This window comes from Bacillus sp. FSL K6-1106 (assembly GCF_038005245.1).
Lineage (GTDB): Bacteria > Bacillota > Bacilli > Bacillales > Bacillaceae > Bacillus > Bacillus altitudinis.
The window spans coordinates 634209-646392 of the sequence record NZ_JBBOSV010000002.1 but is presented as its reverse complement, the minus strand read 5'-3'; the positions used below and the strand labels follow the sequence as shown (position 1 = coordinate 646392).

Below are 12184 nucleotides of genomic sequence, written 5' to 3'. Positions count from 1 at the left end.
CAAAAGAGGTGGATGCATGCAGGAGATGAGTGCGTATTTTCATGAATTGAAAGGAACAGCTTATGAGGTAGGAAAGCAGCAGGCTATTTGGCTGAAGGAACGCCCTTTGCTTAAGAAACAATACATTCAATCAGAACCGTTATCAAAAGAGGCTGTGAAGGAAACAAAGCAGCTGATTCGACCGTTTCTTCCTCAGTTAGAAGAAGAGCTCTCGGGATTTTGTGATGAAATGCAAATAGATGAAAGCGATTTGACCTTTTTCTATTCTTCGCATCTTCAGCCGGGCTGTTCCCATTGTGTGATGCAGGGGAATGAGGCTGCCAATCAACAGACGGTGATGCTGCGCAACTATGATTTTTCTCCGGTGTTTGATGATATGCGTCTTGTATCTACGCATGTGAAGGGCTCAGCAGTCCATACAGGCTCATCATTAATCTTATTTGGTCGATCGGATGGGATGAATGAACATGGTCTATCGGTGACATTTTCTGCATGCGGTCCGCCTATTGGCAACGAACCAGGCTTAAAGCCGCCGGCTGTTGCTGGCTTGCAAGTATATCATGTCATTCGTGCTGTGCTAGAGTCCTGTAAAACGGTGGAGGATGCCGTCCGTTTGGTACAGGAAATGCCCGTCGCGTCTAATGTTCACCTCATGCTTGCTGACCGGAAGGGAGAGGCGGCTGTGATTGAAATGATTGATGGGCAAAAAAAGGTGAGAAGGCCGGAGCGTGGATTTATTGCGGCTACGAACCATCCGCTCGCTGATCACACGGCAAAAGGGTTGACGAAACATCATTCTGTTGTCAGGTATGACATGTTAATTCAAGCTTTAGAAGAACAGCCGTCAAGCGAATCTCTTACGGAACTATTTCAGACAGAATACCCTGCTGGTCTGACTGTGCACAATTATGAAGAGCTGTTTGGGACGATGCGAACCGTCATGTTTCGGCCGGAGGAAGGGACGATGGAGTATTGTTTTGGCTCTCCCGTCTATAACCCTACCTATTCATTAAAGGTCGGGGGCACACTGCCATTTCATGAACAAACGATTCAATTTCATCAAAAGGATTATGGACCTTCCTTTTGGAGAAACGTGTGAGTCTTTCATTTTGTCACAGCCTGTGTGCCAAATTTAGATCAACTTCAGGTTGCATCGATCAGTGAAAGCGTTTTATATTAAGTTGTGACAATAGACCTATTTAAGCAGAAGGAGGCATTTCATGTACATAACGGCACGAGAACAGAAAGTGATCAAATATATGATTCAGCAAAATCGTTATGTCACCATTCGTGAGATCGCCGATTCTGTTCAGGTAAGTACAAGAACCATTCATAGAGAACTTAAATCCATTAAACCTATTTTAAAGAATTACAACCTATCACTTGATAAACAGCCGGGGAAGGGCTTGAAGGCGGTCGGTGAACAGGAAGACAAACAGCGGCTTCTGTCTCATATTTCAAATGAAGATCAAATTGAATATAGTTCTGATGAACGGAAGCTCTTAATCCTGTGTGCCCTACTTGAAGCAAAAGAACCGGTGAAATTATATACACTTGCAGCCGACTTGCAGGTCACAAATGCGACCATCAGCTACGACTTAGATGAACTGACGGACTGGATCGCTCCTTACGGTTTACTGCTTATCCGCAAGCGTGGGTACGGCATTGAATTAAAAGGGCCGGAGGAAGCCAAACGAAAAATTGTCGGGAACCTGATCGTTGACCGTCTCGACATTCAATTATTTCTCGAAACGATTGAGATGAATATTAAACATCGAACGAAAGCGACTGAAAAGGTGTTTGGGGTAGTCAGTCGAGGACAGCTGCTCAAGGTAGAAAGGCTGCTCTTTCATTTGAAAAACAGACTCTCTCTCTCGTTGTCAGATAGTGCCTATATTGCACTTGTCGTTCACTTGACCTATGCCATTGAACGCATTCAAATCGGTGAAACCATTCGGATGGAAGAGGAAGAATTGCTTGAATTAAAGCGGACGAAGGAATTTGAATCTTCACTCAGAATCGCGCGAGCATTAGAACGCATGTTTAATGTAGAGATTCCTGAAGCTGAAGTTGGATACATGACCATCCATTTGCGCAGTGCAAATCGAAGCTTTACGGCAGAATACCGCATTGATGAGATTGAGTTAGATATCGCGCTGAGAACGAAGAAACTCATTGACTTTATTTCTCATAAAACAGGCTATCATTTAAATGAAAACGATTCATTGTATGAGGGACTCGTGTCTCATCTTGAACCAGCTATGAACCGATTAAAAGAAAAGATGCGGATTTACAATCCGCTCACACAACAAATAAAAAAAGACTACTTCTTGCTGTTCATGGCGATTGAAGAAGGTGTGGAACGCTTCTTTCCTGAGATCGAATTTCCTGAGGATGAAATTGCCTTTATCGTGCTTCATTTTGGTTCGGTGCTTGAAATTAAAAAAGAAGAAACCAAGATTCATGCATTGGTCGTTTGCTCAAGCGGTATCGGTTCGTCAAAAATGCTCGCATCACGATTAAAAAAAGAATTGCCTGAGATCGCCAAATTCGATCTATCTTCCTTAATGGAGCTAAAGGAAATCGACGCTGCAAGCTACGACATGATTGTATCAACCGTGCCGATCCCCTATGAGCATATTGATTACATTATGGTCAGCCCGCTCTTAAACGAGGATGACGCAGTGCGGGTCAAGTCTCATATTAAACGAAAAATTCCTTATCTGATTGAGAAAAAAAGAGCGCAGGAATCTGCAAAAGAATCGGTGGAGGAAACGGTTGATATGATAGGGATGGCAGAGCAAATCACGAATTATATGTCAGTGATTCGCAGCATCTTGTCCCATTTTACAATCGAAAAAAAGAAGACGACGGAGCAGCATGAGTCAACAATGAGAGAGCTGATGCGTCAGGTTGAAAGTCAAGGCTATTTAGAACGTGCAGACGAAGTGACAGCCGGTTTGCTTGAGCGTGAGCAGCAAGGTGGTTTAGGCATTCCAGGAACCGAGTTTGCTCTTTTTCACTTAAAGCATGATCTCATTAAGAAACCGGTCTTTCATATCTATGATCTTGATGAGGCATACGAGATCAAAAGCATGGATGGCGGGCAGCAGCTCATGTCCAGAATGCTCCTCATGCTGGCGCCGCGAGAGCTTGGCAAAGAAGGGTCTGAAATGTTTAGCCTGATCAGTTCATCCATCATTGAAAGCGAAGAAAGCATGGCGCTTTATGGACAAGGAAAAAAGGAAGAGATTGAACAGAAATTGCATCAACTTTTTTATCAATTTGTCAAAGAGGCAAAATGGTAAGAAAAAGCCGAGAGCTTATTCGCTTCTCGGCTTTTTTGCTGTGACACAGACAGCGAGGGTGGGACGAATCTCTTCATATTCAACAGAAAACTGATCAAATCCAGCAAATTCTAAGTCATTGAGGATGCTTTCGCCCATTTCTTTTGTCCGATTGGCGTCCGCTCCTTTTTCTCTTGGTTGCATCACAATGACGAGTTTTCCGTCCGGCTTCAAGGTGTGATAAAGGTTGAGTGCGCCAGCCTTTGGGTCATCCCAAATCGTATAATTGTTAACAGAAAGTACTTTGTCATACTGATCTGCCGGCAGGCGTGTTTTTTCAATTTTCCCGACATACAGCCGGACCTGCTTCTCTTTGGATCGTTTCTTTATACGCAAATGCGCCTGTTCCTTCATAGTTGAAGAAGCATCTAGTCCATCAATGTGAAGATCGTCAAAATGCTTGAGCATATGTTTGATGCTATAGCCGGGGCCATAGCCTATTTCCAATATGTTTTCACCATCTGATAAATCTAAATGCTGGATCGCCCATTGATTCAGTGCCTTATTTTCATTTGCCATAATAAAACCTGCGATGCTTCCGAGCCAGCCTTTTGGTCTGCTGAAGGTTTTAGAAATGGTTGACAGCATGTGAGAACGCTCCTTTTTTATGTTTATGTAACCGATTTTCCCCATCCTGAAACCTGTCAGTTTTCAAAACGCATCGATTACGCATAGGGATGTTTGAGTGGAAAAATGAAGTGGTAATGAAAGGATACATCAACAAATCAAGGAGGAGCTTACACATGGATTTACGTGAATACTTAACAAATGGCATTCCGCGCCAAACGCAGGATCAGCAGCCAGGCAGTGAAAGAGAAATGAATCCTGCGCCGATCTATGAGGATGAATCGTATAAAGGGTCTGGTAAGCTAAAAGGAAAAGTAGCGCTGATTACAGGTGGAGACAGCGGAATTGGACGTGCCGTTTCTGTCGCGTATGCCAAAGAAGGAGCTCATGTCGCGATCGTATACTTAAATGAACATGAGGATGCAGAGGATACGCAAAAACGTGTAGAACAGGAAGGCGTCAAATGTTTAACGATTGCAGGGGATGTCGGGGACGAAGGCTTTTGTGAGAAAGCGGTAGAAAAGACAGTTGAAGCCTTTGGACAGCTGGACATATTAGTCAATAATGCGGCCGAACAGCATCCGAAAGAACGTATTCAAGATATTTCTAGTGAACAGCTTCACCAAACCTTTAGAACCAATTTCTATTCTTATTTTTATTTTACGAAGAAGGCACTCGATTACTTAAAACCGGGAAGTTCCATTATTAATACAACATCTATTAACCCGTATCGAGGCAACAAGGTACTGATTGATTATACAGCGACAAAAGGGGCCATCAACGGCTTTACTCGTTCTATGGCACAGTCGCTTGTGAAAGATGGAATTCGGGTAAACGGTGTAGCACCCGGTCCAATATGGACGCCGCTCATTCCATCTACATTTGATGAAGACAGTGTCGAAAGCTTCGGGGCCGAGACACCAATGGGAAGACCAGGACAGCCTGTGGAGCATGTAGGCTGCTATGTACTGCTTGCTTCGGACGAATCGTCTTATATGACGGGACAGACACTTCATGTCAACGGCGGTTCCTTTATGAATACATGATCAATAGCACGCCGCCCAGATTTGATTGGGCGGTGTATTTAGTATTTCTTCCGATTCTTCTGTACAGATGAGACAGACCATATGATAATGCCCACAACAACCGCTGCAATAACAAGTGAACTCAAATGGAACATCGTTTCATGATGCATATTCAACTTCCCCTTTCAATGTATCCGTTTTTTATAGCATCAGCTAGAAGATGTCTTTTTATGAAAAACACATTTCTTTGTTTAATGAATGGATTGTCGTGGAAACCTAAGAGTACGGATGACATTTTGAAGGAGTGAAGATACATGTCACAAGAAGAGTTAAAGCAAAAGGTAATGAACTTATTAGACGAACAAAAAGTGGGAACATTGGCGACTGTTGAACAAGATAAGCCGCATACCCGCTATATGACTTTTTTTCATGAAGGGCTGACATTATATACACCAACAAGCAAAGAAACACATAAAGCGGATGAGATTGAAAAAAATCCGAATGTTCATATTCTCATTGGTTATTCAGGTGAAGGATTTGGGGACACATATGCAGAAATCGCAGGTAAAGCCACATTAACTGATGATCCAGAACTGATCGACCGCCTTTGGTCAGATGAGATGGAGAAATGGTTTAAAGGAAAAGATGATCCAAACCTAGTGATCCTTAAGATTGACCCAACCTCTATTCGTTATATGAACGAAGGAAACCGGACACCAGCAGAATTATCACTTTAACACTTGCGTAAGTTGGGGGAACGTGTTATAGTTTTATATTAAGTGTTGAAATAGCAAATAAATAAAGAAAGTAAACTTTCTTTTTTCTATGACATAATGAGAAGCAATAGAGCTTCTACTTGATAAGAACGAGACGCTGTCAAAGCGAACAAACTTATTCTTTTCCTTCTGCAACCGCCCCCCTATAAAAGCGGAAGAATGGAAAAAAGACGTTTTGATTTACAATTCACACTGGCACGGCTTCGGAGCCGTAAGGACGAATGAGAGGTAGGGCTTTCGTTGTCTTGTTATCCAGAACTTCCATGGCGTTTACTTTCAAACGTAGGTTCACTCGGAACACATATGACACACTGATATGATCGAATCTTAATTCATACACTCCGTGACGGAGATTAAACATTGATTATTTATTTGCATGAAAAGAGTAAGAAACGGGCTGCCATCTATTTGGCAGCCTTTTTACGTTTTAAACAATAAAATAGGAAAAAGGAAGATAAAAGCGGACACCGTCCGCATGATATCTTCTTCAAAAAGATCCGCCGCCAACAATAGAACAACGAACACTCATCGACAGAAAGAGGAAATGCTTCATCATTACTCACTTCGCCCTTTCTTCTGATACCTCCAAATCCGGCCAATAAAAAAGAACATCACCGTAAACAAAATAGAGAAGATCAACATGTCCAGCAGTGTCACGCCTCTATCTGAATGCACAACCCCAAACCAAACCCATTGAAGAACAAAAGAGATAGCAAAATAAAAGATGGATTCTTTCATGAAATTCTCCTTTTTACTTGTTTTTTTGACTGTTTAGCCACACCAACCAGATGAAGAAGGAACAAATGGCGCATGCGAGCAAAGTAACAGGCGGCAAGGTGTACCAGCTAGTCAGCCCCTTTACAAAGCACATATAAAAAAAGAAAATGGTAATAGATACGAGCACCCCTTGCTTGAACCAACGGGGAACACGCAGCCAAGCCGCTAGAATGATCGATGATAGCTTATCCATTGAGATAACATCCTTTTTTTGAATCTGATTGGATTTTATCGTAAACAATCAAATATGTAAAATATGGATTTAGAAAGTTGGAATGGTATTCTTCTAGCATGAAACATTCTTGCTGCACTGACGTATAAGAAAAAGGAACTCCATGAAAGGAAGCGATCAAGTGAAAAGAATACCAGTGATTTTCCTCAGGTATATTGTCTTCTTTATTCCAGCAATCATTCTTAGTGTCTTGGTGTGGAACCATTACCAAGATGATTTGTCAGCAGGGAAAGCGACAGAGTATGACGTCAAACGAATGTTTACATTCGATGAAGGAAAACGAGTGGTGAGTGCTGTATCAAAAAACCAGCAACTCCATTTTGCAATGTATGATCCTCAATCAGGAAAAAGAATCAGTGAATGGACCACGGAAAGCGATACGTTTAATGAAATGCTGCCATCTATTCAAGGGAACAACCTCTTACTTGCTTTAAAAAATAAAGAGGGGCAGCTGTTGATCGAGAAACTGTCTCCAAGCGGAGCAAAGAAAGAACTCGTTAAGCAAAACTTACAGATTCCCTCATTTTTAAAAACGAATACATATCAATGGAATGGACGACTCTTGTTTACAGGAGAAAAGGAAGGCGCTGCTGCGGTCCTCGGTGAGCTAAAGAATGGTCAGTTTCATGTCCACAATCTCAACGAGCTGAAGCTACCAGCAAGACCTGTTTCCATCGATGTCGTCATGAATTCTTTTAGAGGGCAGACCCCATTCCCTATGTTTGAATTGACTTTGAAAAATGACCAGAAGGCGTATGTCAGCGGAATCTCAAACGAGAAGCATCAGCTTGGGGTCTATGTCTCCAAAAGTGCTGAACCGTTCAGCCTCATTGAAGATAAAGTCGAGCAGCAGCTGCAAAAAACGATCGGATCATCACAAAACGTTGCAGTCGCTGTCGAATCTAACTATCCAAAAAGACCAAGGAAAGTGGATGCAGAGGGAAGGCTTGGGGAAGTCGTCCCAACACCAAAACCGATTTACCAAACCTTTATCTACCAGCTGAATGAAGAAGAAGTTCTTCTTGCAGGCTCTACAGCAAAGGACGAAGCAAAAGGCAAGCTGACTGGTTATATTTATAATCATCGCACGAATAAGGCGACGTCTGCCAGCAAGCTTTTTCAGTCGTTGTCATATGAATCTTTACAAAAAGAAGATCTCTCTTTTCATAAAAATGTGAAGAGCAATTGGCTCTATTATTCACTTGGCAACCAATTAACGGGGGCATTTGAGGCGAAAAGCAAACAGCTAAAGGAATTCCCTTTGCAAAAGGTCATCTCAATCGAAAATGCCAGTCCAGCCCACCAAACGTCTGTTGACACCTTTATACAATATGTCATGAAGGGAGGCCCACTCATTCTCAACTGGGCGATATGGCTCTTTATCCCACTGCTGTTATTTGTGCTAGCGATCTTCCTGCCGCCGATTTTGAGACTGGTGAGAAAGAACAAGATAAAGGACAGTGTCACATTAGAAGCCAATATTGTATCTGTCAAAGAAACGGGTACCTACATCAATGAACAGCCGCTGGTCAACATGCAGCTTCAATTTCAATATGATGGGGAAAATATCGAGAAGGCGGTTAAAACGGTTGTATCCTATACTCAGATACCGCAACCGGGTCAGCGTATCGCCATTCTCTACAATCCGAAAAAGAAAAAAGCGATGCTCTTAAAAGAGGGTGACTTCTCGCAGCCGAGCGAGCCAAAGTTCATCAAAGGCGCTATTTTAAGAAACATAGCATCATATGGAACCGTAGGACGAGGCACCGTCTTATCACTTACATTTGAAGCAGATCAGAAAAGGTATACCATTCCGATGATTCAAGCCGCTGGTTTTGAGTTTAGAACAGGAGAAAAAGCCGATCTCGTTGACATCAGCGGTCAGCTCAAAATGGCAGCCTATGGGCATGAAGTGCGGAATCGATCGGGGAAAGATGTGACGTTAACAGGAACGATCCAGCGTGTGAAGCAATATCCAGTCACAATTCATGATCAGAAGCCTATTATGCTGGATGTGACGGTTTCTAGCGGAGATCAATCCATCACAAAAACGGTCAGTCAATTCATCCCTGACCATATGGAGGTCGCGCCAGGAACTCAAATCACGATGCAGACAAAACAAGAAGAGCTGGATAAAGAAATCAGTCTTATGCAAGAGAAACAAGGAAGTGCAAAAGTGACCCATGTCACATTTTCCGGTGTCATCGGCAACCAGCCGTTAGCGATCATTCAGATTGAGAGAGATGGCGTGATGTATGAAGTGAAACAGCCAATCGATCCGATCACTAGCGTACTGCCAGGTGATGAATTATGGGTGGCGTATCACGACATGACGCGTCAAGCAGCCATTGTGAAATATGCATCGATTTAAAAAATACGTCAGCGTGTAGAAAAAGGGCTAAAACGAATTTCGTTTTAGCCCTTTTGATTAAGCTTTTGTATCATACTGGCGAAGCACCTTATCATAGGCGAAGTTGCCGAAAGGAATGAATGCCGCAAAGAATCCGGCGATGGACCATTTCAAGTGCCAGCGAACTTTAAATGTCACATATGCCAAAATGAGCATATAGATCACAAACAATGCGCCATGAAGAGAGCCCACAATGGTGACCGCCATCGGAATATCCGCAAAATATTTTAGAGGCATGGCAATTAAAAGAAGGGTTAAAAGAGACATACCCTCAATAAAACCCGCCTGTCGAAGACGGCTAATACTTGTATGCATATACAAATCCTCCTGTATAAAAGCTAGTTTCTCATCTTCTAATATAAACGAAAGATCGTCTGGACATGCGATAATCTACGAAAAATTCAAAATATGTTCATGTTATTTTTAAAAAATGGGAGAATTGCAGCTCTGATGGATTTTAAAGATTAATCGATATCATGAAATGAGCTAGGGCATAAATGCTAAATTCTTTTTTTTGAATACAGAGGGTTTTTTTGTATGACTGGAAAACATATGATGGAACGAAAATTTGGCGGGTTGGTGCCTATGCGGCACTACAAGCTCTAATTTCGTGGTACTTTCTGAATACGTTTCAGTGTAGATATGTCTCTATTTCAAGTGTGTTGTCTTTACACTAGTATTTCAGCTCTATTTCTCATTTATGTTCAGTCATTAGAACCGCATCTCCACGTCTGCTATAATAAAAGGATGGATAGAAGAAAGAGATGTGAAATTTCGTGTCAAAAACAGTTGTATTAGCAGAGAAACCTTCGGTAGGACGTGACCTTGCACGTGTGCTGAAGTGTCATAAAAAAGGAAATGGTTTCTTAGAAGGAGATCAATACATTGTCACGTGGGCGCTGGGCCACTTGGTGACACTGGCTGATCCAGAAGGCTACGGGAAAGAATTTCAATCCTGGCGCCTAGAGGATTTACCAATTATTCCAGAACCACTCAAGCTTGTCGTGATGAAAAAAACAGGGAAACAGTTCCAAGCGGTTAAAGCGCAGCTGGCGAGAAAAGATGTAAAAGACATTGTCATCGCAACAGATGCTGGACGTGAAGGGGAGCTTGTGGCAAGGTGGATTCTTGAAAAAGCACATGTGAAAAAGCCTCTAAAACGTTTATGGATTTCGTCTGTTACAGACAAAGCCATTCAAGAAGGGTTCAAACGATTAAAAGACGGCAGAGAGTATGACAACTTGTACCGCTCTGCGGTGGCGCGTGCAGAGGCAGACTGGATTGTAGGGATCAACGCAACAAGAGCGCTGACAACGAAGTTCAATGCGCAGTTATCCTGTGGACGTGTGCAAACGCCAACGATTGCTATGATCGCCAAGCGAGAGGAAGACATTCAGCAATTCCAGCCGAAGCCGTTCTTTGGGCTGACTGCACAAGTAGACGGACTGACGCTGACTTGGCAGGATGCAAAGACAAAACAAAACCGTACATTCCAAGAAGATGTAGTGAAGGAGCGCTTGGCAGCCTGTAAAGGAAAACCTGCAGTGATTGATGCACTGAAAAAAACAGCGAAAAAAGCCTTTGCTCCAGGGTTGTATGACCTGACAGAATTGCAGCGTGATGCCCATAAACGCTACGGTTTTTCAGCAAAAGAAACACTGTCTACACTTCAGCGTCTGTATGAGCAGCATAAGCTCGTCACGTACCCGCGTACGGATTCACGTTTCATTTCGGCAGATATCGTGCCTACATTAAAAGATCGACTCAAAGGAATGAACGTTAGACCTTACGCACAGCATGTGAATCGCATTTTACAATCAGGCATTAATGCACATAAAGGATTCGTCAACGATGCCAAAGTGTCAGATCACCATGCGATTATTCCAACCGAGGAAGAGCTGTATCCAGGTGCATTAAGCGATAAAGAGCGTAAATTATATGACCTGATTGCCAAGCGATTCCTCGCTGTACTGATGACCCCTTTTGAATATGAGGAAACAACAGTGATCGCCAAGATCGGCAGTGAGACGTTCACAGCGAAAGGAAAAATTGTGCAATCAGCCGGCTGGAAAGCCGTGTACGATGATTCCTATGAAGACGAGGAATCAGCCGAAGCAGATCAGCACTTGCCGGCATTAACAGAGGGGCAGTCACTTGATGTACGCCAATTAAAAGAGACAAAAGGCGAAACGAAACCTCCTGCTCGTTTTAACGAAGCGACCCTTTTATCTGCCATGGAGAACCCGTCTGCATTTATGGAGAACAAGGAAAAAGACTTAGTGAAAACCCTTGGCGAAACGGGTGGATTGGGGACAGTGGCAACTAGAGCTGATATCATTGAGAAACTATTTAACAGCTTCTTAATTGAGAAAAAAGGCAAAGACATCTTCATCACATCGAAAGGGAAGCAGCTTCTTTCTTTAGTACCTGAAGATTTAAAGTCACCTGCGTTAACAGCGGAATGGGAACAAAAGCTGTCTAAAATTGCGAAAGGCCAATTGAAAGCTTCTCAATTCATGAGTGAAATGAAGTCATATGCAAAACAAGCCGTATCTGAAATCAAACAAACGAACCAAACCTTTAAGCATGACAACATGACAGGCACACATTGCCCTGACTGCGGAAAACTCATGTTAAAAGTGAACGGGAAAAACGGCACCATGCTTGTTTGTCAGGATAGAGAATGCGGACATCGAAAAAATGTGGCAAAGAAAACAAATGCACGCTGCCCGAACTGTCATAAAAAGCTTGAGCTACGAGGAGAAGGTGATGGCAAAATATTTGCCTGTGTTTGTGGTCATAGAGAGAAATTGTCTGTTTTCGAAAAGCGCAAATCACAATCCAATCAAAAACGAGCCAGTAAGCACGATGTGTCTAAATATATGAAGAAACAAAAGAAAGTGGAAGAACCAATCAATAACGCACTTGCAGAACAATTGAAGAAACTAAAATTAGATCAATAGTTGTGTAAAAACCCATGTGAATTCGCATGGGTTTTTTGTTTGTTCGAGTATTTTGACATGTTGTTTTTCTGTAAATGGGAATATGTA

At 42.6% G+C, this 12184-nt stretch carries 10 protein-coding genes; 6 read left to right on the top strand and 4 right to left on the bottom strand.

The genetic code is table 11. The features are described from left to right. The first annotated feature begins 16 nt into the window (after positions 1-16). Positions 17-1099 carry a C45 family peptidase gene (locus MHI20_RS17935; RefSeq protein WP_340940287.1) on the top strand — a complete coding sequence of 361 codons (1083 nt, stop codon included), beginning with the start codon at positions 17-19 and terminating at the stop codon, positions 1097-1099. A 121-nt stretch (positions 1100-1220) separates the two neighbouring features. Continuing rightward, the gene (locus tag MHI20_RS17930) at positions 1221-3308 is read left to right on the top strand and encodes a BglG family transcription antiterminator (RefSeq protein WP_065459870.1); all 2088 of its coding nucleotides are present in this window, start codon (positions 1221-1223) and stop codon (positions 3306-3308) included. Between the two features lie 15 nt (positions 3309-3323). Here MHI20_RS17930 and MHI20_RS17925 read toward each other — a convergent pair whose 3' ends face one another. After that, positions 3324-3935, bottom strand: coding sequence for a class I SAM-dependent methyltransferase (locus MHI20_RS17925; RefSeq protein ID WP_340940281.1), 612 nt, complete (start codon positions 3933-3935; stop codon positions 3324-3326). A gap of 155 nt (positions 3936-4090) precedes the next feature. On the opposite strand from MHI20_RS17925, the gene MHI20_RS17920 reads away from it, so the two are divergent. Both MHI20_RS17920 and MHI20_RS17915 read left to right on the top strand, forming a co-directional pair. Next, entirely contained in the window at positions 4091-4960 is an 870-nt protein-coding gene (locus tag MHI20_RS17920; RefSeq protein ID WP_340940279.1) for an SDR family oxidoreductase, read from the top strand. Between the two features lie 293 nt (positions 4961-5253). Next, positions 5254-5676: a pyridoxamine 5'-phosphate oxidase family protein gene (locus MHI20_RS17915; RefSeq protein ID WP_008347166.1), complete on the top strand. Its 423-nt coding sequence runs from the start codon at positions 5254-5256 to the stop codon at positions 5674-5676. A 594-nt stretch (positions 5677-6270) separates the two neighbouring features. On the opposite strand, the gene MHI20_RS17910 is transcribed toward MHI20_RS17915, so the two are convergent. Both MHI20_RS17910 and MHI20_RS17905 read right to left on the bottom strand, forming a co-directional pair. Further along, complete coding sequence (locus tag MHI20_RS17910; RefSeq protein WP_113767193.1) at positions 6271-6453, bottom strand: hypothetical protein; 183 nt, start codon at positions 6451-6453, stop codon at positions 6271-6273. A gap of 13 nt (positions 6454-6466) precedes the next feature. Continuing rightward, complete coding sequence (locus MHI20_RS17905; RefSeq protein ID WP_082708258.1) at positions 6467-6685, bottom strand: hypothetical protein; 219 nt, start codon at positions 6683-6685, stop codon at positions 6467-6469. A 160-nt stretch (positions 6686-6845) separates the two neighbouring features. Here MHI20_RS17905 and MHI20_RS17900 point away from each other — a divergent pair, with 160 nt between their 5' ends. After that, complete coding sequence (locus MHI20_RS17900; RefSeq protein WP_340940270.1) at positions 6846-9095, top strand: hypothetical protein; 2250 nt, start codon at positions 6846-6848, stop codon at positions 9093-9095. A 57-nt stretch (positions 9096-9152) separates the two neighbouring features. On the opposite strand, the gene MHI20_RS17895 is transcribed toward MHI20_RS17900, so the two are convergent. Then, complete coding sequence (locus MHI20_RS17895; RefSeq protein ID WP_008347156.1) at positions 9153-9449, bottom strand: DUF3817 domain-containing protein; 297 nt, start codon at positions 9447-9449, stop codon at positions 9153-9155. Between the two features lie 461 nt (positions 9450-9910). On the opposite strand from MHI20_RS17895, the gene topB reads away from it, so the two are divergent. Continuing rightward, complete coding sequence (gene topB / locus MHI20_RS17890) at positions 9911-12097, top strand: DNA topoisomerase III (protein ID WP_340940268.1); 2187 nt, start codon at positions 9911-9913, stop codon at positions 12095-12097. Positions 12098-12184 lie beyond the last annotated feature (87 nt).

Coding starts and splice junctions, on each gene's coding strand:
- MHI20_RS17935 (WP_340940287.1), top strand. CDS start 17: ATGCAGGAGATGAGTGCGTATTTTCATGAATTGAAAGGAACAGCTTAT.
- MHI20_RS17930 (WP_065459870.1), top strand. CDS start 1,221: ATGTACATAACGGCACGAGAACAGAAAGTGATCAAATATATGATTCAG.
- MHI20_RS17925 (WP_340940281.1), bottom strand. CDS start 3,935: ATGCTGTCAACCATTTCTAAAACCTTCAGCAGACCAAAAGGCTGGCTC.
- MHI20_RS17920 (WP_340940279.1), top strand. CDS start 4,091: ATGGATTTACGTGAATACTTAACAAATGGCATTCCGCGCCAAACGCAG.
- MHI20_RS17915 (WP_008347166.1), top strand. CDS start 5,254: ATGTCACAAGAAGAGTTAAAGCAAAAGGTAATGAACTTATTAGACGAA.
- MHI20_RS17910 (WP_113767193.1), bottom strand. CDS start 6,453: ATGAAAGAATCCATCTTTTATTTTGCTATCTCTTTTGTTCTTCAATGG.
- MHI20_RS17905 (WP_082708258.1), bottom strand. CDS start 6,685: ATGGATAAGCTATCATCGATCATTCTAGCGGCTTGGCTGCGTGTTCCC.
- MHI20_RS17895 (WP_008347156.1), bottom strand. CDS start 9,449: ATGCATACAAGTATTAGCCGTCTTCGACAGGCGGGTTTTATTGAGGGT.